At 65.8% G+C, this 23,348-nt stretch carries 25 protein-coding genes; 12 read left to right on the top strand and 13 right to left on the bottom strand.

The window, feature by feature from the left end:
* The first annotated feature begins 110 nt into the window (after positions 1–110).
* The 5 genes from BLW38_RS11935 (at position 111) to BLW38_RS11955 (ending at position 4,329) form a co-directional block, all read left to right on the top strand.
* On the top strand, positions 111–680 hold the full coding sequence (locus BLW38_RS11935; protein WP_092817448.1) for a magnesium transporter: 570 nt from the start codon (positions 111–113) through the stop codon (positions 678–680).
* Between the two features lie 22 nt (positions 681–702).
* A complete protein-coding gene (locus BLW38_RS11940) occupies positions 703–1,281 on the top strand; it encodes a magnesium transporter (protein ID WP_092817449.1) in 579 nt (192 codons plus the stop codon).
* A gap of 119 nt (positions 1,282–1,400) precedes the next feature.
* Positions 1,401–3,059 (top strand): CTP synthase, encoded by a 1,659-nt coding sequence (locus BLW38_RS11945; protein ID WP_092817450.1) that lies wholly within the window; start codon positions 1,401–1,403, stop codon positions 3,057–3,059.
* On the top strand, positions 3,059–3,976 hold the full coding sequence (gene guaA, locus BLW38_RS11950; protein ID WP_092817451.1) for a glutamine-hydrolyzing GMP synthase: 918 nt from the start codon (positions 3,059–3,061) through the stop codon (positions 3,974–3,976). The genes BLW38_RS11945 and guaA overlap by 1 nt, the downstream gene beginning before the upstream one ends.
* Positions 3,977–3,978: 2 nt before the next feature.
* A complete protein-coding gene (locus BLW38_RS11955; RefSeq protein WP_092817452.1) occupies positions 3,979–4,329 on the top strand; it encodes a DUF7126 family protein in 351 nt (116 codons plus the stop codon).
* A 73-nt stretch (positions 4,330–4,402) separates the two neighbouring features.
* Here BLW38_RS11955 and BLW38_RS11960 read toward each other — a convergent pair whose 3' ends face one another.
* From BLW38_RS11960 to cofH, 10 genes are all read right to left on the bottom strand, one after another.
* A complete protein-coding gene (locus BLW38_RS11960) occupies positions 4,403–5,002 on the bottom strand; it encodes a GTP-dependent dephospho-CoA kinase family protein (protein WP_092817453.1) in 600 nt (199 codons plus the stop codon).
* Positions 5,003–5,032: 30 nt separating this feature from the next.
* Positions 5,033–5,230: a transcription elongation factor subunit Spt4 gene (gene spt4 / locus BLW38_RS11965; RefSeq protein ID WP_092817454.1), complete on the bottom strand. Its 198-nt coding sequence runs from the start codon at positions 5,228–5,230 to the stop codon at positions 5,033–5,035.
* Entirely contained in the window at positions 5,230–5,814 is a 585-nt protein-coding gene (locus BLW38_RS11970) for a DNA-directed RNA polymerase (RefSeq protein WP_092817455.1), read from the bottom strand. The genes spt4 and BLW38_RS11970 overlap by 1 nt, the downstream gene beginning before the upstream one ends.
* Before the next feature lie 8 nt (positions 5,815–5,822).
* Positions 5,823–6,269, bottom strand: a complete 447-nt coding sequence (locus BLW38_RS11975; RefSeq protein ID WP_281241171.1) for a PIN domain-containing protein — start codon at positions 6,267–6,269, stop codon at positions 5,823–5,825.
* 91 nt (positions 6,270–6,360) lie between these two features.
* Positions 6,361–7,584: a translation initiation factor IF-2 subunit gamma gene (locus BLW38_RS11980; protein ID WP_092817476.1), complete on the bottom strand. Its 1,224-nt coding sequence runs from the start codon at positions 7,582–7,584 to the stop codon at positions 6,361–6,363.
* Positions 7,585–7,757: 173 nt separating this feature from the next.
* On the bottom strand, positions 7,758–8,198 hold the full coding sequence (locus BLW38_RS11985; RefSeq protein ID WP_092817456.1) for a DUF5809 family protein: 441 nt from the start codon (positions 8,196–8,198) through the stop codon (positions 7,758–7,760).
* Positions 8,199–8,245: 47 nt separating this feature from the next.
* Positions 8,246–8,716, bottom strand: coding sequence for a DUF5810 domain-containing protein (locus BLW38_RS11990; RefSeq protein ID WP_245710198.1), 471 nt, complete (start codon positions 8,714–8,716; stop codon positions 8,246–8,248).
* A gap of 65 nt (positions 8,717–8,781) precedes the next feature.
* Positions 8,782–9,036, bottom strand: a complete 255-nt coding sequence (locus BLW38_RS11995) for a DUF2250 domain-containing protein (RefSeq protein ID WP_092817457.1) — start codon at positions 9,034–9,036, stop codon at positions 8,782–8,784.
* Between the two features lie 141 nt (positions 9,037–9,177).
* Positions 9,178–9,522 carry a winged helix-turn-helix domain-containing protein gene (locus BLW38_RS16855; protein WP_092817477.1) on the bottom strand — a complete coding sequence of 115 codons (345 nt, stop codon included), beginning with the start codon at positions 9,520–9,522 and terminating at the stop codon, positions 9,178–9,180.
* Complete coding sequence (gene cofH / locus BLW38_RS12005) at positions 9,523–10,926, bottom strand: 7,8-didemethyl-8-hydroxy-5-deazariboflavin synthase subunit CofH (RefSeq protein WP_092817458.1); 1,404 nt, start codon at positions 10,924–10,926, stop codon at positions 9,523–9,525.
* Positions 10,927–11,252: 326 nt separating this feature from the next.
* Between cofH and BLW38_RS12010 the strand changes: the two genes are divergently transcribed.
* Both BLW38_RS12010 and BLW38_RS12015 read left to right on the top strand, forming a co-directional pair.
* Positions 11,253–12,884, top strand: coding sequence for a COG1361 S-layer family protein (locus BLW38_RS12010; protein WP_092817459.1), 1,632 nt, complete (start codon positions 11,253–11,255; stop codon positions 12,882–12,884).
* Between the two features lie 3 nt (positions 12,885–12,887).
* Complete coding sequence (locus tag BLW38_RS12015; protein ID WP_092817460.1) at positions 12,888–15,368, top strand: efflux RND transporter permease subunit; 2,481 nt, start codon at positions 12,888–12,890, stop codon at positions 15,366–15,368.
* Positions 15,369–15,402: 34 nt separating this feature from the next.
* Here BLW38_RS12015 and BLW38_RS12020 read toward each other — a convergent pair whose 3' ends face one another.
* From BLW38_RS12020 to BLW38_RS12030, 3 genes are all read right to left on the bottom strand, one after another.
* Complete coding sequence (locus BLW38_RS12020) at positions 15,403–15,852, bottom strand: HVO_A0114 family putative DNA-binding protein (protein WP_177167493.1); 450 nt, start codon at positions 15,850–15,852, stop codon at positions 15,403–15,405.
* 265 nt (positions 15,853–16,117) lie between these two features.
* Complete coding sequence (locus tag BLW38_RS12025; protein WP_092817462.1) at positions 16,118–16,549, bottom strand: HVO_A0114 family putative DNA-binding protein; 432 nt, start codon at positions 16,547–16,549, stop codon at positions 16,118–16,120.
* A gap of 23 nt (positions 16,550–16,572) precedes the next feature.
* The gene (locus BLW38_RS12030) at positions 16,573–16,854 is read right to left on the bottom strand and encodes a toxin-antitoxin system TumE family protein (protein ID WP_092817463.1); all 282 of its coding nucleotides are present in this window, start codon (positions 16,852–16,854) and stop codon (positions 16,573–16,575) included.
* Positions 16,855–17,111: 257 nt separating this feature from the next.
* Between BLW38_RS12030 and BLW38_RS16300 the strand changes: the two genes are divergently transcribed.
* From BLW38_RS16300 to BLW38_RS12060, 5 genes are all read left to right on the top strand, one after another.
* A complete protein-coding gene (locus BLW38_RS16300; protein WP_177167494.1) occupies positions 17,112–19,355 on the top strand; it encodes a BGTF surface domain-containing protein in 2,244 nt (747 codons plus the stop codon).
* A 130-nt stretch (positions 19,356–19,485) separates the two neighbouring features.
* A complete protein-coding gene (locus tag BLW38_RS12045) occupies positions 19,486–20,028 on the top strand; it encodes a helix-turn-helix domain-containing protein (RefSeq protein WP_092817466.1) in 543 nt (180 codons plus the stop codon).
* A 342-nt stretch (positions 20,029–20,370) separates the two neighbouring features.
* Positions 20,371–20,562, top strand: coding sequence for a hypothetical protein (locus tag BLW38_RS12050; protein WP_245710199.1), 192 nt, complete (start codon positions 20,371–20,373; stop codon positions 20,560–20,562).
* A 65-nt stretch (positions 20,563–20,627) separates the two neighbouring features.
* Complete coding sequence (locus BLW38_RS12055; RefSeq protein ID WP_092817467.1) at positions 20,628–22,304, top strand: surface glycoprotein; 1,677 nt, start codon at positions 20,628–20,630, stop codon at positions 22,302–22,304.
* Positions 22,305–22,336: 32 nt separating this feature from the next.
* Positions 22,337–23,337 (top strand): IS630 family transposase gene (locus tag BLW38_RS12060; protein WP_092817032.1). Its coding sequence is split into 2 segments (ribosomal slippage): positions 22,337–22,829 and positions 22,829–23,337, totalling 1,002 coding nucleotides; the frame shifts between segments, so codons are not numbered across the junction.
* The last annotated feature ends 11 nt before the right edge of the window (positions 23,338–23,348 follow it).

Genomic DNA, 23,348 nt, shown 5'->3' on the forward strand with positions numbered 1-23,348 from the left:
ACTGATCGGTCATCTCTGCCGGTTCCCGATCGATCGCGTCCGACGGTGACCGGAATCCGTGTGGTTTCGCGAGTAGGTACTTTTAACTTCGAATTCGGCCAGATGAACGTATGGACGTCCCCGAGGAGGTCGTCTCCATCTACCGGGAGTCGCTTCCGGTGTTGCTCGTCGCGCTCGGCGGCGGACTCTTCTCGGGGCTGATCCTCGAGGAGCTGTTGGCGAGCGTCGGCCGCTTCCCTGGGCTGTTGGTGATGGTGCCCGTCTTCCTTGCGACCCGCGGGAACGTGTATGGGGCTCTCGGCGGGCGTATCTCGAGCGGGCTCCACCAGGGGCTCATCGAGCCGCGGTTTCGGTGGGACGCCCGGATCGTGAACGCGGTCGTCGCCTCCTTCATCAACGGGATCGGCGTCTCCGTGGTGATCGCGGTCCTTTCGTGGGGCGCGTTGACGCTGCTTGGCCGTCCCGCCGCACATCCCCTCGAGTTCCTCGGGATCATGCTCATCGCCGGCACCCTTACCTCTGCGGTGCTCATCGTCGGGCTGCTCACGCTGTTGTTCGTCGGCTACACGCGCGGGTACGATCCCGACAACCTGGTCGGACCGATCGTCACGACGCTCGGCGACGTCTTCGGGATGGCGTTCCTGCTGATCGCGGTCGGGGTCATCGAGGTGGTTGCCTGATGCTCATCGGGGTGATCGTCTGATGGACCCGCCCGCAAGCGATCTCGGATCGTGGTCGGCCCGGCGGATCGTCCGGAACATGTTTCCGCTACTGGTCGGGCTCTCGGTGATCGTGTTGTGGGCCGGGCTGCGGCTCGAGGACGCCGAGGAGCTGCTCGCCGAGTACGGCCTCCTCGCGGTGATGGTGCCGGTGATGGTCGGGATGGGGGGCAACCTCGGCGCGATCGTGAGTTCGCGGCTCACCACGCGGCTCCACCTCGGCACCACCGCCTTCGACCCGCGGGACCGACACCTCTGGGTGAACGCCGTGGCGACGCTCGCGCTCGCGGCGACCGTGTTCACCGTGCTCGCGGTCGGCACGTGGATCATCGGGCTGCTGGTCGGAAACGGGATGCCCCTCGGCACGTTGCTGTTCATCTCGCTGACGAGCGGGCTGACGCTTGCGGCCATCGCCGTGGTCTTCAGCGTCGCCACGACCTACGGCTCCTACCGGCTGGGGATCGATCCCGACGACACCACCATCCCGATCGTGACGAACGTCGTCGACGTCTTCGGGATGCTCGTCTTCCTGGGGATCGCCCGCTGGACGCTCCTGGGGTAGTCGGATGGGAACCCACGTCCGGAACCGGATCCGGCTGTCTCGGTCCCGTGTGAGTGGGAGTTCCACCCAGTCGTCGGCGGTCCCGAAACCGTTTAGGCGGACGCTCGCGCACGGTCGGTATGCCGACGGATCCAGACACGGGGTATGACCCATCGCTGGGTCGCAAGTTCGTGTTCGTTACTGGAGGTGTGATGTCCGGGTTAGGCAAGGGTATCACCGCCGCCAGCACCGGACGACTCCTCTCGAACGCGGGCTTCGACGTCACGGCGGTGAAGATCGACCCCTACCTGAACGTAGACGCGGGTACGATGAACCCCTACGAACACGGGGAAGTGTACGTGCTGAAGGACGGCGGCGAGGTCGACCTGGACCTGGGGAACTACGAGCGGTTCCTCGGGGTCGACATGACCTCCGACCACAACGTCACGACGGGCAAGACCTACCAGCACGTCATCGAGAACGAGCGCGCCGGCGACTACCTGGGCAAGACGGTCCAGATCATCCCGCACGTCACCGACGACATCAAACGCCGCATCCGGGAGGCAGCCGAGGGCACCGACGTCTGCATCGTCGAGATCGGCGGCACCGTCGGGGACATCGAGTCGATGCCGTTCCTCGAGGCGCTCCGACAGTTCTCCCACGAGGAGGAGGACGACGACGTCCTCTTCACCCACGTCACGCTCGTTCCCTACTCGAAGAACGGCGAGCAGAAGACGAAGCCGACCCAACACTCCGTCAAGGAGCTCCGGTCGATCGGTCTCCAGCCGGACGTCCTCGTGGGGCGCTGTGAGGACCGGCTCGACCCCGACGTGAAGGAGAAGATCGCCCTGTTCTGTGACGTTCCGACCGACGCCGTCTTCTCGAACCCCGACGTCGAGGACGTCTATCACGTCCCGCTGATGGTCGAGGACGAGGGGCTCGACGAGTACGTGATGGACCAGCTCGGCCTGGCCGACGAGGCGCTTCCGGCCGCCGAGCGGTCGACGCGGTGGCGCGAACTCGTCACTCGGGACCGTGACCGCGAGATCGACGTCGCACTCGTCGGGAAGTACGCCCTCGAGGACGCGTACATGTCGATCCACGAGGCGCTCAAACACGCCGGCATCCACACCCAGACGGAGGTGAACGTGCTGTGGGTCGACGCCGACGAGATGGCGTCCGAACACGAGGAACGGCTCGCGGAGGCCGACGGAATCGTCGTGCCGGGCGGGTTCGGTTCCCGCGGTACCGACGGCAAGATCGAGGCGATCCGCTACGCCCGGACCAACGACGTTCCCTTCCTCGGGCTCTGTCTCGGCTTCCAGCTTGCGGTCGTCGAACACGCCCGCAACGTCCTCGGCCTCGAGGACGCTCACTCGGCCGAACTCGACCCCGAGACGTCCCATCCGGTCATCGACCTGCTGCCCGACCAGTACGAGACCGAGGACATGGGCGGCACGATGCGCCTGGGCGCCCACGAGACGGACATCGATCCCGGGACGCTGGCCGCCGACGTCTACGGCGCCAACTCCTGTACCGAGCGCCACCGTCACCGCTACGAGGTGAATCCCGAGTACATCGACCGACTCGAGTCCGACGATCTCCGGTTCTCCGGATACGCCGACAACCGGATGGAGATCCTCGAGCGTGAGGACCACTCCTTCTTCCTCGGGACGCAGTACCATCCCGAGTTCCGGTCCCGGCCGGACCGGGCGAGCCCGCCGTTCGTCTCCTTCGTGGAGACGATCCTGGACCGCGTGGAGGAACCGACCGACGAACGAAACGAGGTATCAGCATAATGGTAGACACGGACACGTTCATTACGGACGCGGTAACGGAGATCGAACAACAGGTCGGCGACTCGAACGCGATCATCGCACTCTCGGGCGGCGTCGACTCCTCGGTCGCCGCCACGCTCGCCTACGAGGCGGTCGGCGACCAGCTCACGCCCGTCTACGTCGATACCGGGCTGATGCGAAAGGGCGAGACCGCGGAGATCCGCGAGACGTTCTCCTTCATGGAGTCGCTGCGGGTCGTCGACGCCGCCGATCGGTACTTCGACCGGCTGGAAGGCGTCACCGACCCCGAAAAGAAACGCGAGGTCATCGGTGACCAGTTCATCCGCGAGTTCGAGCGCGAGGCCCGCGACGTCGACGCCGACGTGCTCGTCCAGGGCACCATCTATCCCGACCGGATCGAAAGCGAGGGCGGGATCAAATCCCACCATAACGTCGGCGGGCTCCCCGAGGTGATCGACTTCGAGACGATCGTCGAGCCGGTTCGGGACCTCTACAAGGACGAGGTCCGCGAGGTCGCGCGAGCGCTCGGGCTCGAGGAGATCATCTCCGAGCGGATGCCGTTCCCCGGCCCCGGCCTCGCCGTTCGCGTCATCGGCGAGGTGACTCGCGAGAAGGCCGACGTGGCCCGCGAGGCCTGCCACGTCGTCGAGGACGAACTCGAGGAGTACGAGCCCTGGCAGGCGTTCGCCGCCGTGATCGGCAAGGGAACCGGCGTGAAGGGCGACAACCGCGTGCACGGCTGGATCGTCGCGGTTCGCTCCGTCGAGAGCCGGGACGGGATGACCGCCCGGGCCCAGGAGATCGACTGGAACACGCTCCAGCGCATCCAGAGCCGGATCACCGGGGAGAACGACGACGTCGCCCGCGTCGTCTACGACGTCACCCACAAACCGCCCGCGACGATCGAGTACGAGTGACGATGGCGGAAGAACCCGTCCGCGCCGTCGTCGCTGGACCCGACGACCACGATCTCGCCGGCGCGCTCGAGGCCGCTGGTGCCACGGTGTCCCGGATCGACGGCGTCGTCTCCGCGGCGACACTTCGGCAGGCCGGGATCGACGCGGCCGACCTCCTCGTGATCACCGACGTCGAGGAGGCGACCGGCATCCCGATCGCCAAGGAGGAGAACCCGGACGTCCGAACGGTGACCTACGCCGACCGGTCGCTGCCGGAGTTCGTCGCCGGCGTCGCGGATCTGGCCGTCGATCCCGCCCTGCTGGACGCCGAGGCGGTCGCTTCGGAGCTCGTCGAGACGTCCACTGTGGCCTGACTCCCGTTTCGTCCGTTTCGTTCCGTTCCGGTCCGTACCGATCTGGTCCGCTTCTTCGCTTCCTCTCGCTTCCTCACTCGCCGTCGCCGTTCATACCGGCGTGGTCGGCAGAACCGACGCCGATCACTGCGAGCGCGCCGTCGACGTCCCCGTCGAACCCTGCGAGGAGCTCGTGGGCCCGATCGCGTGTGTCCGGCGTCACGGCGACGTGGACCATCCCCTCGCCGGGCTGGCCGTAGACGACGCTGCTCCCGAGGGGGGCGGCCAGGATCGCGGGAATGGCGGCCAGGTCCTCCTCGCCGGTCACCTCGATCACGGTCGCTTCCGGGGTCTCGATCGCCTCCCGAAGGGCGACCAGCAGCTCCCGGGAGAGCTCGCCGGCGGGGTTCTCTACGGCGAGCCGTGACTCGCCGGCGTCGGCGAGCGCGCGGCGGATCTCGGCGGCGACCGCCTCGCGTTCGGTCTTGCCGTCGAGCAGCGCCACGTTGGGGTCGGTCCCAGCCTCACGGAGGTGGTACGTGACGACGTCGCCGACGGCGATGAGGGGTGCAGCCGGCGCGTCGTGGTCGGCGCGCGTGCGGGTGACTCGGTCGAGCAGCTCGTCGGTGTCCGTCGTGACGGGACCCATCGGCTCCTTGAACTCCGACCGGAGATCGGCAGGAAGAGTCAGCATTCGTGGATGTCGGGTCGGGTCACGGCAAGCCTATCGGACCTTCAGCGCGTAGGAGCCGGGCTCGGTGACGTTCATCTCGTCGGCGATCCGGCTCGATTCGGGGTGCGTGATGATGACGTAGCCGGCCCAGTCCTCGGTCAGCGAGGAGGACCCGCACAGGTCACAGGTCTGTGAATCCGGATCGTTCACGTGGTGACACTCCCGACAGGCGAGTCGGTCCTCGGCCATCAGTTCGCCTCCTCGACGCTCTCGCCCTGCTGCTCACGACGCCGTTGCTCGGACTCGAGCCACTCGTGTTTGCCGAGTCCGGGCTGTTTGGCCGTGAGCCCGATCTTCGAGTCCCGCGGGTTGCGTTCGTCGATGCTCTTGGTCACGATGCGGGCCCGGACGGCGTCGTCGACGCCGAGCGTCTTGTCCGAATCCGAGGAGGCGAGCTGCTGGTTCGCCCCGTCGAAGGTCAGATACTCGTCGGTGATCTGGGAGACGTGCAGCAGGCCGTCGACCGGACCGATTCCGACGAAGGCCCCGAACTCCACGGTCTCGACGACGGTGCCGTCGATGACCTCCTGCATATCGGGGTCGTAGGTGAGCGCGTCGAACTCGGCCTCGTAGTAGACGCCGGGCCGGTTCGGCAACACCGCTCCCTCGCCGATGTCGTGGACATCGATGACGCTGACGACGCTGCCGACGTCCTCGTCCATCCGCCCCTCCAGTTTGTCCTGTAGCAGGGCTTTCACCCGTTCGTTCGAGACGTCCGCCAGATGTTTCGGCGGCACTTCGACCGTGTCTGTGAGTCGTACTCGCTTGTACATGCGTGCGCTTATGGTTCCGTTATCGCCAGTGCGTTCCGCCCCCGTAATCCGATTACTGGTACGTTCCGCGCCAGGATCCGGTTCTTGAGGGGGCGATCGTTGGTGACGACGTACGCGACCGCGCCCGCCTCGGCGAGCGCGACCAGCACGTCGTCCGCGTACTCGTTCGTCGATCCGCTTCCGCCCGCGTCGTCGTCGCCGGCCGTCGATCCGTTCTCGTTCGTTCCGTCAGTCTTCGCCGTTTCACCGACCGCGTCGACCGTCTCCACACGATCGGCCAGGTCGCGGCCGACACCTGCGGCGACCGCCTCATACCCGTTCCCGTCCGCGAGCCGATCGAGTTCGACCCGGACCGCGTGGGGAACGACGGCGCGGTACGTTCCGAGGAGCCGGTCAAGCTCCTCGAACAGACGGACGTCCGCCTCCACCGGAGCCATCAGGGCGCTCGTGTCGATGGCGACGACGGGGCGTCGTGACGATTCCGGATCGGCGGTCGCCGTCGATCCGCACTCGGGCGACTGCTCCGGTGGAGTGTGCTCGGCCACGTCACTTCAGCGTTCCGACACCGATGAGCCGCCAGCGAGCGCCCACGCGGCGGTTGATGGCGATGCGGACGCCCTCGGCCGCACAGACCGGTCGCTTGAGGTTCACCTCACACTCGCCCTCCCGGGCGCTGGTGACGGCGCCGACAGTCGTGGCCGTCCCGACGGTGAGCATCAGCGGCTCGCCGGTGGAGATCTCCTCGACTTCGCCCTCGCCGACGATCCGGTCGAGGAGGTCGACGTCCATCTCGAAGGCGTGGCGCGTCGGCGGCAGCGTGCCGGGCTCGCCGGCGACCTGGCCGGCCAACGCGTCGCCCTTGGTGAGACTCGGGTCGAGGCCGGTGCCCACGCCGAGCAGCCCGCCCGGCGTGGCGACGTCGGCCTGGTCGTCGCCGGCCTGTAGCGACCGGACCGTCGTCGAGAGGGGCTGCCACTCGGTCTGGCCGCCCTCCTCGACCTCCCGACCGGGCCGGATCTCGATCTCGTCGTCGACGGACAGCTCGCCTCGGACGAGCGACCCGCCGATGACGCCGCCGGTCAGGTCCTCGAAGGTGGTCCCGGGACGGTTGGTGTCGAACGAGCGGGCGACGAACAGCTCCGATGGCGCGTCGGGGTCCCGGTCCGGCGTCGGGATCTCCTCCTCGATCGCCTGGATGAGCAGGTCGAGGTTGACTTCCTGTTGGGCCGAGACGGGGACGATCGGTGCGTCCTCAGCGACGGTTCCCTCGACGAACTCCTGGATCTGCTCGTAGTTTTCGACCGCCCGGTCGCGGTCGACGAGGTCGACCTTGTTCTGGGCGATCACGACGTTGTCGATCCCGATGATGTCAAGCGCCATCAGGTGCTCTTCGGTCTGTGCCTGCGGCACGTCCTCTGTCGCGCTGACGACGAGGACGGCGCCGTCCATGATCGCGGCCCCTGACAGCATCGTCGCCATCAGGGTCTCGTGGCCGGGCGCGTCGACGAACGAGACGGTCCGCAGGGGCTCGCTTTCGGAGCCGTCCGGACACTCCTCCTCGACGGTATACCGCTCCGGCTCCTCGAGGCCGGTGCACTCGCGGAACGTCGCGTCCGCGTAGCCCAACCGGATGGAGATCCCGCGCTTCATCTCCTCCGAGTGCTGGTCGGTCCACGAGCCAGACAACGCCTGAACGAGCGTCGTCTTCCCGTGGTCGACGTGGCCGACGAGTCCGATGTTCACCTCCGGTCGTGTATGGTCTTGTGTCACCGTGAACCTCCTTGAAGCAATCTTGTCCGAGATTCGCTCCGTGCGAGTGATAAAGGTGCTGTTCTCGGGTCGGGACCGGGGATCGGTGTCACCCGACGGTGCGACGATCGATGTCGGCGACGTCGCCTCGGTCGGGGATCCGAACGAGGTCTCACCCGGAGTCCGGACGGACCTCACTCGGTCGCACGTCGCAGCTGATCGCGGTAGATCCGCCCGAATGCGTTCCGACGGAGGGTCCCGATCGCGGCCGCCTCCTCCTCGTGAAACGTCGCGGCGACGACCGACTCCGCGAACGGCGCGGCGTGCCAGACGATCCGATCGACGTGTTCGGAGCCGAGCAGCTCGACGTCCTCGGAGGCATACCGGTCGGTGTCGGCGAGCCACTCGTCGAACGCGTCACGATCGGCCACGTGAACCTCGAGCAGGGAGGCGAAGAGGGCGTCGCGGGCGGTCTCGACGACCTCGCCGGTGACGCGTTCGTCGTACTCGGCGGCGTCGAACGACATCGACTTCGCTGTCTCCCGAACGACCACCTGTGCCGCCGGGCCGGCCTCCTCGTAGTGATCCCGCGCCGCCGCGATCGTCTCGGGAGCGATCAGTCCTCGTGTCTCCATACCGCCGCATACGCGCAGCGATTGAAAAGGGCGTTCGGTTCGTGGCGTTACGATCCGGCCCCGGCGTCGAATTCGTCGTTGTTTACGTTACCGTCGCCTCCGTCGCCGTCCTCGTCGTCCGTCATCATTCGGCGGGTCAGACCCCGTGCCTCCTCGAGCACCGCCCGCGTCTCGTCGTCGATGGGACCCTGGTCCGAGCCGGCCACGTTCGTGTGCGTGTGATCGTGGCCCGCGTGGTCGTGCGTGTTCCCGTCGGTTCCTGGCCCGCCTCCATCCACATCCGGGCGACCGCGGTCGTGGACGGTGTCCTCGAAGACCTCGTGGTACTCGGCGTCGTCGGCGTACTCGGTGACCTCGGCGGCGAGCGCCTCGGGCTCACGGCCAGCCCACTCGGGCGCGTGCTCGTCGAGCCACGCCTCGTGGTCGCCGCCGTGCAACATCGCAGTGAACGCGAGGTGGTGTGCAAGGTGCTCGCCGTCGCGCTGTGGCGTTTCACAGACCGGGCACGCGTATCCCATATGGGGACTACTCGGCGAGAGAACGGCTTGAAAGCGTCGCTGCGGAGTCGACCGTGCCGGCGTGGCTAGACCGAGGGACCGCCGTCCGGCGTCGACTCGATCACGTCCGTTCCCTCGTCGGTCAGCCGGTAGATGACCTCGCCGCTCACGGGTTCGACGAGCCCCGTGTCCGCCAGTGTCTCGAGCCGTCGTTCGACGTGGGCGACGTGCAGCCCTGTGTTCCCGGCGATGAGCGCCGGATAGTCGGCGCCGCACTCCTGGAGGTACGACAACACCCGCTCGTCGGTTCGATCGAGATCGGCACACCGGCTTGCGGCCATATGTGGTACTCGTTAGCATACCTTAAATATTTATTGGGACCTAAAGGACACGATTTGTCTCCCGAGGGTCTCGTATCAAGCCGTGTCGTACTCCATCCCGTCCTCCATCGAGTGACCCCGTCCGGATGACCACCCATCGGTTCATCCGTACCAGTCGTCATCGAACCGATCCCCGAGCGCCTCGACCCCGATACACGCGGCGGTTGCGGCGGTTGCGGCGGTTGCGGCGGTTGCGGCGTCGAGCCGATCGTCCTCGGCGATCGCCCAGTAGGGCTCCTTGTGCCGAACCAGGCCGGCGTTTTCAAGTCGCTGCAGCGTCGGCCCGACGCTCCCCCGTGGAAGGTCCGTGGCCTCCCCGAGTTCGGCAGGGGTGAACCCGATCCCGCGGTGCTTGTGGAGGAACGCGACGAGCCGTCGGGCGTTGGTCCCCTCCGAGAGGTCGAGTCGTCCTTCGCTTTCGGCGTGTGTCTCGAAGTCGACCGGCAGTCAATCGTCCGCAGGTGCGGGACTGCTCCCATCAGGGTTGCCGGCGTCGTCGAGCATCGGGGTGCCGTCCGCACGCGGGCCGATCGTCGGGCCGAAGGGCTTCGCGTCCGGGTCGTGGGGGTCGATCCGGCGGCGCGTCCGGTAGTCGGTCGAGCGCTCGACGGGGACGCGGCCGATCGCGTCGATCATCTCGACGTAGTCGGCGACACTGCGGAACTGGCCGAACTCGCCGCCGGCGCGGGCGGTGATCTCCTCGGAGAGGATCGTCCCCATGAAGTCGTCGGCGCCGCAGTTGAGGAGTTTGAGTCCCTTCTCGTTGCCGTATTTGACCCAGGAGGATTGAACGTGGTCGATGTTGTCCAGAAAGAGTCGGGAAACGGCGATCAACAGCTCGTCCTCGGCGTCGCTGGCGCCGGAGTCGACGACGCCGTGTTCGGCGAGGGGCGTGTTCTCGTGGATGAACGACAGCGGAACGAACTCCCGGATGCCGCCGGTCCGGTCCTGCAGGTCGCGGACGACCTTCAGGTGTTCGACGCGGTGGGCCGCGTTCTCGACGTGGCCGTACATGATCGTCGCGGTCGTATCGAGGCCGGCGGCCATGGCGCCCTCCATCGCTGCGACCCAGTCGTCGGTCCGGATCTTGCCCGGACAGATGACGTCCCGGACCTCGTCGACGAGGATCTCCGCGGCGGTGCCCGGCGCGCTGTCGAGACCCGCATCGGCAAGCTCGCGATAGACGTCCTCGTAGCTCCAGTCGGTGCCACGTTTGGCGTGGGCCGCCTCCTCGGGGGTTATCGAGTGGAGATGGACGTCGCCGACCGACATCGCCGTTAGCTGCTCGCGGTAGGTTCCGGGGTCGGTGGCGTAGGCCGCGGGCGGTTTGTAGTTCACCTCGCGTGCGGGGTCGTCGTGCGCGCGAAGGATCTCGTGGTGCTCCGTGTTCAGCGCAAAGGCGGGATGGAGTCCCGAGACGGAGGTCACCTCGGAGATACCCATCTCGAGGGCCTCGGCGACGATCTCGCGGGACTCGGCCGGGGTCTTGGTGAACCCCGGGTGGTCGATCCCGCTGTCGGCCTCGAAGGCGTGGGCGGTGTCCTTGAAGTTGCAGAACAGACACCCCGTGTTGCACGCGGTCGTGACGTTGTTGTTGAGGTTGGCGACGAAGGTGACCTCCTCGCCGACGACCTCGGCACGCCGCCGGTCGGCAGCCTCGAGGACGGCCTCCTTGCGCGCCGGGTCGATCCCCTCGCGGTCCGTGCCCGTCGTGATGAGTTCGATCCCGTCGGCGACCGAGAGCCGGCGGCCGTCGCGGGCGTTCGCGAGCGCGTTCTCGAAGGACTGGTCCGTCTCCGGGACGTGCTCGTAGTCGATCGCCTCCGGGTCCACCTCGCTCGCCGACGTCATTACGCTCCCCTCGTCGGTCCACCCTCAAAAAGGACCGGGCAGCGGCCATCCACCGGGTGCGGATCCGACCGCCGATGGGTCGGGAGGCGTTTCGGAGGTGATCGCCGGTCGTCCGGCGTGAATTCGGACATCGTTCAACGAGGAACCAACGGATTGATGTGTATCCCTGATGGAATGTAACTGAGTAGTTAGTCAACCGACGATCGAGGCCTCGATCGCCGACCGCCGATCGGGAGGGCGGGTCGGCGTTTCCCCCTCGAGTGCGTGCGGCTCCCTCCCCCAGTCAGCACACAGATGATATCCGACCCACCCTCCGGTGTTCGAGAATGAGTTCGCATCGACTTCCCACCCTTCTTGCCCTCCTCGTGGTCGGCGCCGCCCTCGGCGGCGTCGCCCTCGTGCCCGCGACGGGCGTGGCCCAACAGCAGTCCGGCGAGGTGATCGGCCAGCCGGACGTCAGCTTCGCGACGGCGAGCGGCGAGATGATCGCGGGCAGCCGTTCCGAGCTCTCGATCGGGATCACGAACCGCGGCAAGATCGACAAGGGTGGTCCCGCCCAGTACGAGGAGCGCGTCACGACCGCCCGTGGGATGACGATGGAGATCGACGACTCGAACGGTCCGATCGACGTCCGAACCGGGCAGATCACGGTCGGGAATCTCCCGACCGGCTCCACGGAGACGACGGTCCCGATCACGGTTGCGGAGAGTGCCGAACCGGGAACCTACCGGCTCCCGATCGAATACGAGTATCAGTTCACTCGCCTCGTCGATTATGACCCCTATGGAACCGATTACGGCGAGTTCACGCGCGAGCGAACCGGGTCGATCACCGTTGAGGTGACCGAGGACGCACGCTTCGAGGTCGTCGACACGAATATGACGGCACAGATCGGCGACCAAAGCGACGTCTCGATGACCCTCCGGAACGTCGGATCCAAGCCGGCCAGCGACGCGAGCGTCGTCGCGGAATCGCGCAGCAGCGCGTTGACCTTCGAGTCGGGCGAGACGAGTTCGAACGCCTTCATCGGCGCCTGGGAGCCCGGTGAGACGCGCACGATCAACTACACCGTCTCGCTGGCCACCGACGCAGCTCGCCGGGGGTACACCCTCGACCTCTCGGTGAACTACGCGGACACGGACGGCATCGGTACGTCCGCCCCACCGATGACGGCCGGCATCTCGACCGTCGACGAGCAGTCGTTCGCCTTCGAGGACGTCTCCTCCACGCTGCGCGTCGGCGAGGACGGCGAGATCGCCGGGACCGTCACGAACACCGGGCCGCAGACGGCCGACGGCGTCGTGGTCCAGTATGCCGATGACTCGGCGAACGTGCTCCCGATCGAGGAGTCCGTCGCCGTGGGGTCGCTGGGTCCCGGCGAGTCCGCGTCCTTCGAACTCCCGATCGAGGTTGGCAGCGAGGCGGAGGCCGGCGCGAAATCGATCGGCTTTGCCGTCAGCTACCGGAACCAGAACGGCGACCGGCGCAGCTACGACAAGCTCGACGTGACCGCCGACGTCGCGCCCGAACGCGACCAGTTCGACGTCTCGATCGACAACGCGACCATCGAGTCCGGCGGTTCGCGGACGATCTCGGTCGCGGTCACGAACAACCTCGACGAGACGGCTTCGGACGTCGAGGCGCGGCTGTTCGCCAACGACCCGCTCGACACCGGGGAGACCGATACCGGATACGTCCAGTCCATCGAGCCGGGTGAGACCGTCGAGGTGACCTTCGAGTTGGCGGCGTCCGGTACCGCGACGCCCGGGAAGACGTACCCGATATCCTTCGACTTCCGGTACGACGACGCCGACGGCAACAGCCAGCTGACGGATACGGTCCGGGCCCCGGTCGACGTCGTCGAGTCCGAGGGCGGCGGGTTGCCGGTGCCGCTGCTGGTGGGGGCCGTCCTCGGTATCGCGGTCATCGGCGCGGTCGTCTGGTACCGGAGGCAGTAGCTGATGTCGCTCGGCGACCGGATCGAGACGGCGACGACGCGGCTCAACACGACGATCGTCGACAGTCCGCGGCGCGTCGTGATCGCGTTCCTGGTGCTCACCGTCCTCTTTACGGGCGGATTCGGGCTCATCAGCACCGAGACGGACTCCACCGAGTCGTTCACCGAGGATCTCCCCGAGCAGGAGGCGCTCGATGCGGTCAACGCGGAGTTCGAGGACCCATTCGAGGCGGACGACGAGTCGACACAGCTGATCCACACCGGCGGTAACGTCCTCTCGAAGCAGGCGCTCGAGCGGAACCTCCGGATCCTCGAGCGCGTCGAGCGGCGCGACGACCTCCGGATGGCGGGGGCTGGCGGGCCCGCACCGATGATCGCACAGGCGATCGACCCGTCGGCGACGACCGCCGCCGAGCAGCGGCGCGTCATCGAGCGGTCCTCCCCGAGCGAGATCCGGCGGGCGATCCGGGATCTTTCGGGGACCGAGCAGTTTTCACGGCTCCTCTCGGAGGACTTCAACCCGAGCGACCCCTCCGCCTCGGCGTCGATGACGAGCATCTCCCACGACGTGCCGAGCGGCTTCACTGACGGCGACCTCACGGACATCCAGACGAGCGTCGAGACGATCGCCTCGGACGTCCCCGGCGACATCCGGGTGTTCGGCACCGGGATCACGAACGCGGAGATGGGCAACGTCATCGCCGACTCGCTGTCGATCGTGATGCCCGTGGTCGTCGTCCTGCTGTTGGCCTTTCTGACGGTCGCCTACCGGGACCCGATCGACCTGGCCTTGGGGCTGTTGGCGCTGTTGATGACGGTGATCTGGACGTTCGGCTTCCTCGGGTACGCGGGCATCCCGTTCAACCAACAGATGATCTCCGTGCCGGTGTTGCTGTTGGCGGTCGGGGTCGACTTCGGGATCCACATCATCAACCGCTACCGCGAGGAGGCGGTTCGGGGCTTCGAGCCGACCGAGGCGATGCGGGAGGCCAACGGCCAGCTGCTGGTCGCATTCGTGATCGTCACGATCACGACCGTCTTCGGGTTCGGGGCGAACGTGATCTCGGATCTGGGACCGATCCGGAACATGGGGATCGCCTCCTCGGTGGGCATCATCTTCACGTTCCTCATCTTCGGACTGTTCCTTCCGGCGGCCAAACTCGAGGTGGACCGCGTCCGGGAGCGACTCGGCGTTCCCGAGTTCAACTCGGCGCCGATCGCCTCCGAGGACTCCGCGCTCGGGCGGGCGCTCGCGTTTCCCGCGGTCGTCAGCCGCTACGCGCCCGTGGCCTTCGTGGTCCTCCTGCTGCTGTCCGGCGGGGTGGCGACGGCGTACGGTAGCGGCGTCGACACCTCCTTCGAGACGGAGGACTTCCTCCCGCCCGAGGAGCAGCCGGCGTACGTGACCGTCCTCCCCGAACCGTTCGCGCCCGGCGAGTACACCGTCACGGAGACGATCAACCTGCTCGAGGAGAGGTTCGCGACCAACCAGGACCAGTCGGTGAAGCTGTACGTCGAGGGGAACTTCGAGGAGGACCACGCCCTCGAGTCGCTCGCGGCGCCCAACGACGACCCGCCCGACTCGTTGGCGGTGGGCGAGGGCGGCGGCGCGCGACCGCAGGGGAGCATCCTCACCGTGATCAACGACCACGCCGATCGGGACCCCGAGTTCGCGGCGCTCGTGGCGCGTAACGACCGGGACGGCAACGGGATCCCGGACCGGAACCTCGACCGGATCTACGACGAGCTGTTCGCGGCCGACGCCGGCGCCGACGCGGTCCTGACCGAGGACCGCCGCAGCGCACAGGTCACCTATGCGATCGAGTCCGACGCCTCCCAGTCGGAGGCGGCCGCCGACACGCGCGAGTTCGCCGAGGACTTCCGGTACACGGCGACCGCCACCGGGTCGCTCGTCGTCTTCGACGCGGTGACGGACGTCATCTTCGCCTCGGCGATCAACGGGCTGATCGTGGCCGTCGGGCTGACCGGGGTGTTCCTCGTGATCTCCTACGGGGCCCTGGAGCGCAAGCCGATGCTGGGCGTCGTCAACGTCTTCCCGATCCTGATCGCGATCGCCTACCTGCTGGGGACGATGCGGCTGCTCGGGATGTCGCTGAACGCGCTCACGGCGACCATCCTCTCCATCTCGATCGGGCTCGGGATCGCCTACTCCGTCCACACCACCCACCGGTTCATCGACGAGTACAACGCCGGCCACGACGCCCACGAGGCGATGGTGATCACCCTCTCGGGGACCGGCGGCGCGCTGTTGGGCAGCATGCTCACCACGTCGCTGGGGACCGGCGCGCTTGCGCTCGCGATCACGCCCGTGCTCGGCGACTTCGGGCTCCTGATGGCGCTGAGCGTGACCTACTCGTTCGTGATGGCCGTGGTCGCGTTGCCCCCCGCGATGTTGCTGTGGGCGCGCTACGACGCGGCGGGGTCGATCACGGGACTGGTCGCGTCCGCGAGCGGGGGTTCGTAGGCGGCGTTCGAGACGATACATAGCTCGTCGGATCTCACGGTGCTGCGGCTGCGGCGTCTCCCGTCTCCGGGTCGAACGGGAGGGTGATGACGAGTTCGTCGAACCAGACGACCGGGCGCTTCCGCTGGCCGTCTTCCTCGAAGAAGATGATGCCCAGCTGGGCGAGCCGGCCCAGCTCCTCGTGGACGTTCTTCACGTCCCGGTCGACGACACGTGCGGTCTCGTTGATGCTGGCTGGCTCTTCCCGGCGGATCGCTTCGATGAGATCGAGGACACGCGGCGTCAGCGTCTCCATCAGGTCGTCGTAACTGGTGAACGAGAGCGTCGGCGTGGAATCCGCCGCGTTCCCCCGTTCGAGCGCCTCGATGTCATCGGTACCGTCCTCGTGGAACTCACTGGACGACGTGACGGTCACGACGAGGGTTGATTCGGCCCGAAGCCGTTCGCGCTCCATCCGGTGCAGCGGTGGCGTGGTATCGTTCATGGTATCACCGTGGTGTGACGGCCTCACGTGACCTCGAACTCGAATTTCGGAATCTCGCTCCGGAACCGTTCCCGGAGCTCGACCACTCCTCGCGTCCGGCAGTCGCGGTGTCCAGTGGGTGAACGCGGGTCACAGCCGGGTCCCGTTCCGTTTCGTCGGCGTTATGCTGTGACATTTTTGGGTGGATGGCGTCGAGTACGATCGTCGTTCGTTCCGGCTTCCGTTCATACGCTTCGTCGGATATGCGGTACCGCCGGCTGCCTCGCTACGCTCCGGCTCCTTCCTTCGCCGCGTCGTCGTTCACCAGTGAGTAGTGGACCTGGATGTCGTCGTACTGCGCGACGGGGCGTTTCGAACGGCCGTCGGACACCAGATCGATGACGCCGAGTTCGGCGAGTTCGGTGAGATTTCGATGGACCTGCTTGAAATCCCGGTCAGCCAGATCTGCCGCCGCCCGCATACTTTCCGGCTGGTGCTGACGGATCACGCGCAGCAGTTCCAAGTTTGCTGGACTCAGGAGCCGGGAGAGTTCGGCTTCGGACTCGAAGTTGAGCACGTGAACGTGTCCGATATCCGTGGGATCGTCGCCGGATTCGGTCGCTCGAAGCATCTCCTTCGTTTGGTTTCGGAGTCGGTTCTGGGCCCCAACGTAGACGTGGAGCGTTCGATCGTCGGGAGTCGGTTCGGAGTCCGTCATTGTGTCGTGTGTCTGGTGGCGGTTCAGGGACGGCGTTCGTCGACCTCCGTCTCGAAGCGTTCCAGGAGTTCGATCATTCCGGGAAACTCGATTTCCGTCACACCCTCGGACGTGTGGCGTTCGTGTCCCTTCGTGTCCTCATGAGCGTTATCATACCTGAGGACCGTCTCTCCGTCAAGCGTGCCGAAGTGGAGCGAATACTTGTAGCCCGATGGGTATGCCGGATCGTCCGTTTCGATGATGGTCTGTCGTTCGACGTAGCCATCGAAGGTGTTGGTGAAGTCCCGGATGATCCGAGCGTCCATCGACGTATGATGGATCGATCCACATCACAATAAATCTATGGTGAGCGCTTCTTGTGGCGCTCACGGTCCTATCGAGCATCGCGCTCGGTCCATCGCCCAAAGTATTTACCCACGCCATCGCTCTTTCGGGATGAACACGCAGGATCCGGGGCGTCGATCCGCCCCGGTCCGGACCCGGAACGTCGACCGCGGGCGTCGACGACGTCGGTTCGGGGCCGCGGCGCCCCGCCGGTCGACCCGGGTCGAGACATACAACGATGACACGCGACACCTACGTCCCACCGATCCTTCTCGCGGCACTCTGCTGTGCGGTCGTCTGTGCGGTCGTCTGTGCGGTCGCGATCGCGCCGGCCGCGGCCGCCGCCTCGCCGTCCGCCGTCTCTCCATCGGCCACCGCCCCGTCCGCCGCCACGACCGTCGAGACCGCGACCGCGACGCCCGAGTCGGCGACCACCGCGACCGCGACGCCCGACCCGGCGTCGACCGACGGGAACGCGACGATCACGGTCGGGTCGGCGGGGGACGCGAACTCGACCGCCCAGGTCGCGGAGCCGGACGCCGAGGCGGTCGGGGGCTGGAGCGAAGCGACCTACGAGGACCCGGCGGGCGACATCGTCACGCTCACGCTGGACCTCTCGGCGGCGGCCGGCGCCGAGGGTGCGGACGGGGACGCGGCCACGTCCGCCGGCGCGGACGCGCCCGACCACGCGTACATCCAGATCGGGAGCGCCGCGGTCGGGTTCGTGGACGTGCTCTACCTCGCCGACGCGAACGACGACGGCGAGGTGACGGTCTCGGTCAACACGCGGACGCTGGGCACGAGCGACAGCGTGAGCGCGACTAACACGGACCTGGTCTATCACGCGCCCGAGGACGAGGTCCGGAGCGCGGTCCACGGCCGGCTGCCCTCGGGATCGGACGCGCCGGCGCCGACGTTCGTGGGCCCGGACGGCGAGGAGCTGTCGGGCTTCGACGCGTACCTCGAGACGCTGGGACTGATCGGCTCGGCCGACACCGATCGCGGGATCGACCAGCTCGACCGTCCCCTGCAGCCAGGGACGTATCCGGTGGCGGCCGGCACGGAGGGGACGTTCCGGGTGCTCGAGGCGGGCTCGACCACGCCGGGAACGTCGGCGCCGGGGACGTCCGCGATGGTCGGCGGCGGCGATGGCGGCGATGGCGCCGGCGATGCGGACGACGGTGCGGAGGACGCGGCCGGCGAGGACGACGCGGGCGGCGATGGCGCGGACGCCGGGGACGACCCCGCCACGCTCGGGCGGGCAACGATCGAGTTGACCCGGCCGGGGATCGGGGACGTCTCGGTGCACGCGGCGCCGGCGGCGCCGGCGAACGCGGCGGCCAACCACACCGAGCTGGAGGCGTCGCTGAGCGATCGGGGGACGGTGGCGGCCGGGGACCGGCTGGTGATCGCGGCGGAGGCGACCGGGATCTACGGGCACCTGGTGGCGATCGAGGGCGACTTCGAGTCGCTTTCGGGGCGCTTCGACGCGAACTCGCTGCTGACGCTGGAGACGCGGCGGGGCGAGGGGGTGCGGTTCGCCCTGGAGGCGCTCGACGGGCCGGTGGTCCAGGGGCCCGGGTCGACCCCGGGCGTGGACTCGCCCTCGGAGCTGCTCGTGCTCTCGGCGGCGGACCCGGAGGCGGTGTCGGTGTACGCCGACGAGGCGGGCGGCGAGCTGTACGTGGTGATCGACACGCGCGCGGTGGACGAGGTGCGGCCGACGTCCGGCGACACGCGGCGCTTCCGGGCGTCGCTGGCCTACGAGACCGACGCGGCCGAGCCGTTCCTGTTCGACCGGGCGGACCGGCACATCCAGCGGTTCGATCGCGGGCTGGTCGGCGGGGCCGGGGGGGACCCGGACCGCCCGGCGTTCCCGTATCTCGAGCCGGGGACGAACGCGTCCGCGCGGAGCACGGTCGCGGTGGCGCGCCCCTACGCGCGGTTCACGGTCGACGACGACACCGGCGGTACCGGCGGCACCGGCAGCAACGGCGACGCGGGCGGTGATGACGGCGACGCGGGCGACCGCGATGAAGCCGGCGGCACGCTCCGGCTGCCGAACGCGGGGGCGGTCCGGATCGCGGGCGAGACGAACCTGGCGCCGGGGACCGAGGCGCAGCTCCGGGTGGCCTCGGGGGAGACGAGCGCGCTGTCGTACGTGCTGCTGTCGACGGTGCGGGTGCGGGCGGACGGGACGTTTGCGGAGCGATTCGACCTCTCGCGGGCGTCGGTCGGCGACACGGCGACGGTGACGGTGGCGACGGAGCGACACGGGACGCTCGCGCGCGCGAACGCGACGATCGTCGGGACGGCGGGCGAGGCCGATCCCGTGTCGGAGCCGACCGACCTGCCGTCGTTCACGGACACGCCCGACGAGCCGATCGCGGAGTCGACGCCCGGGTTCGGCGTCGGGGTCGCGCTGCTGGCGCTCGGGGCCGTGCTCCTGGGGGCGGCGGGGCTCCGGCGTCGCCGATCGTGACGTCGCCTCGGTACCGGTCGTGAGGAACGCGATCGGCGTCGCGTTCTCGCCGCATCGCCGATCCTGAGCCGGGATACCCCGTTTCACCGCGGCGACACCCTCTTGCCGACGTGGTCCCTACCGAAACGTAATGGTGAAACTGGTGGAGGCGGCGGAGCTCCTGTGGGTGGTGGACCACCTGGAGCCGGCCGTGACACGCGAGATCGCGAACAGACTGCCGATCGATCAGAACACGACGTACATCCGGTTGCGGCATCTCGACCGCCGGAAGCTGGTGACACACGAGACGGCGGACGACGGCGTCGGGCGCTATCGCTGGTCGCTGACGGCGGCCGGGCGGAACCGGCTGGCGGACGCCTCGCTGCCGCCCGCCGACGAGACGGACTTCGAGGACCACTTCGCGGGGCGGGCGGCGGCCATCGACCCGGTGATGGTGCTCGAGGCGCTCGCGGTTCGGGAGGACGAGTGGCAGCCCTCGGGGGCGGTCTACGACGCGCTGCCGTTCTCGAAGCCGGGGATCCGGAACAACCTGCACGCGCTGCGGGAGTCGGGGGCGGTCGAGCTGGACCCCGGCGGGAGCGGGACGGCACACCACTGGCGGCTGACCGACGCCGGCCGGGACCGGCTGGCTGAGGCCGACGACGAGACGCCCGAGTACGTCTGGGTCGATTGATCGGCCGGGTCGACCGAGGACTCCACCCACGCCGCCGCCCACGATCGATCCCGCCGCGCACACCCGGTCGTGCCACGATCGTCGATCATCCCTCCCACCACGTCGATCCCATCATAGTCATCCCGTCACGTTCGTTCCATCACGTTCGTCCCGTTCCGTTCGCCCCGCTGCGTCCGGTGGATCCACGAAGACGGATCACACTTCCGGTACCGAAAGCGATCTACGGACCGTATGACGAACCAAGCCCGAAATATATAAGTGGGAACGCCGAGACCTGGCTGACGTAGTGCCATATGAACACAGCAACAGTACGACGCTCATAAGGTACCAAATGACACGCCTATGAGCGAAGCGATGACCAATGAGAACAGCACAGACGACGAGAGCCCGGCGGACATCGTCCGGACGTCCGTCGAGGTCGATCGCCAGATCTGGCGGCAGGTCCGCGCGGAAGCCGTCGGTGAGGGCAAGAACGTCTCCGACAAGCTCGAGGAGATCCTCCGCGAGTACTTCGGGGACGACGATGACACGTAACACACGATGCAACCGTATTCACCGATCCACAACCGGCACAGCCGGTCCGATGGAGGGCGTATAGTATGACAGGTAATAGAACCACACGTGAGAAGTTGGGCGCAGTCTTCTTCGCCTTCGTGATGGTCACCTCGATGGTGACGATCGGCGGCGCTGCGTTCGCTGGTAGTGCTGCTGCTGATGCGAGTACATGGTCTGCTATAGCATCAGACGATATTCCAGCTGAGAATTCCAGCTTCAATCAGACACTAACAGTTGAACTAGGACTCGATGCTAATGATAACGAAACAGTAGTCTTGGATACGGGTGGTATGCCTGACGGTGTCACGTTTGTATCTTCTTCAAACGGTACAAACATCACCAGTCAGAACGATGATTTCAACGTAACTGAGAAGGATCTTAACGCAGGTGATGGTGAGATCTCTGCAAACGTCACAAATGAGAATAGCTCCTCATCTGTCACGGCAAATGTTACGTTCACCCTCCATGTCGGTAGTACTGGTGCCCAGCCTCAGTCAGTTAGTCTGACGGCATCCGCACAAGATGCTGGATCTGATACTCAATTCAGCTTCGATATTGTTGATGCTGGTGGTACTGGACCATCTTTCAACGAATCAACTGAGTATACAAGCTCCGATACGCTGATTAACGTTTCAGTAACTGACGATGTTGCAGTTGCTGAAGATACAATTAGCGTCAACGCAACAAATACGAATACGAGCACGACGTACACACTCGTCGAGAACGGTAACGTTCAGATGGGTGAGACACGTAGCTCAGCGAACTTCACTGACGAGAATAATAACAAGACAGAGTATGTCAACTTAACCACCTCTCTCCCAGCTGGTGAGTACACAATTGGTGCCTCTGCGTCTGACACGGCAGATAATTCCAACTCAACCACCGGCCTGGGCGACGGGTTCGATGTCGATCTCGGTGTCTCACTGGATCCCGATACGGTCGTAGCCAACCAGGAGACCACCGTTGATGTGACGCTCTCGAACGCCCCCAGCGGTGATGTCAACTACGCACTCCTTGATGACGGGACGAACCTACGCACCACCGGCAGCACGAGTGGTGACACGTTCTCCGTGACGGATACCTTCGACACGGGGAACAACTTCACCGTCGCTGTCAGTCCCGACATCGATGCTGTTGACCTCACCTACTCCAACAACGACGGCGCGTCAAACGTCTCCGTCGAAGACAGAAACCTTGTTGAAAACTACAACGTTGACCCGGCGAATCCGCAGTACAACGGATCTGCAACCGTTAGTGGGACGCTGGTGAACTCCTCAACTGGTGATCCGGTTACCAGTACGACTGTTCAGCTCAACGATACGGAAACGAGAACCCTGCTTGATGTCGACACCACGGGAGGCCAGGACGGTACCTTCGAGTTGTCCACCGACCGGTTCCCCGACGCAACCACCTACGAAGTTGTCGACACGAGTGATGGAAGCACGGTTGAGACGGTCGACGTCGGTGCGGCCGACGCAACGGTCTCTCTGGAAACCGAGGGGAACAACCAAGGTGGATTCGACGAGAATTACACCGTGACCGCTCAGAGCGATACCGGTGCTGAGCTGAGCAACTTCACCACGGCTGGTACACCTGGAAACTATCTGAATGTCACTGGACCGTTCGACGGTGAAGTCACTGGTGACAACCTCCAGACTGGAAACCTGCTCAACAGCAACTACAATAACAGCGAGGGTATCACGAACTATAGTAGTCGGTAGAGCTTTTTACTCAGAGAGGTATATTGCCTGTAATGGATCACCTCAACGAGATCTCTGTCGAAGAACTCCAAGAGGCGCTTGACAATGTTGATGGAAACAAGCCGACTCAACGGCTGTTAGCTGCGATCGCGTACAAAAACGGCGTCACGCAAACCGAACTTGCCGAATGGTACGACACAGAGCGAAAAACGATCTATAACTGGCTCAACCGACTCGATACCGACGAACCGCTTGAACAAGCTGTTACAGATGCTCACCGATCTGGTCGGAAACGAAAAATCTCAGAAAAACAGCAACAAGAGTTTGAACAAACAGTCCACGAATCACCCGAAGAGATCGGCGTTGACGCGCCGGCGTGGACGCCGGCGCTCGCACAAGAATATCTTGAAGAAACGTACGGCGTCGACTACTCAATCCCAAGCTGCCGGCGGTTGTTGAAAGAAGCGGGATTGAGTTATCAAAAACCACGCCGCTCAGCGCCTGAATCCGACGAAGACGACCAAGAAGCGTTTCACGACGAGATCAAAAAAAGCGGCGAGAGATGGACGCCACAGTAGTCTGTATCGATCAAACCAAGAAATCGGTCCAAGTTGAGCCGCGTGCCGCGTGGTTTCCGCGCGGCACGCGGCCGTCCGTCGAATTATCTGGTCAACGGGACTGGACGTGTCTGCTGGGCGCAATCACCGAGGACGGTGATCGCTTTTTCTCTCGGTTTACAGAGTACATCACCGCCGACCACGCAAAACATTTCATTTTAGCACTATGTGAAGAATTTGAAGACGATCTAATTGTTGTCCTCGATGGCGCACCGTATTTTCAGGCGTCGGCCGTCACGGACCTAGCGTCCCGTGACGACCTCGCGTTTGTGACGCTCCCATCGTATTCACCGGAGCTGAACCCAGTTGAGGAATGCTGGAGACAACTTCAAGCAGCACTCAGCAACCGTTTCTTCGACTCACTCGACGAGCTGACAACAGCGATCGACAGTGCTCTTGACCAAATCTCTATCCCAAAAGTGAGCAACTATTTCTAACGTCTACTATA

This window comes from Halopenitus malekzadehii, assembly GCF_900108505.1.
GTDB classification, from domain to species: domain Archaea; phylum Halobacteriota; class Halobacteria; order Halobacteriales; family Haloferacaceae; genus Halopenitus; species Halopenitus malekzadehii.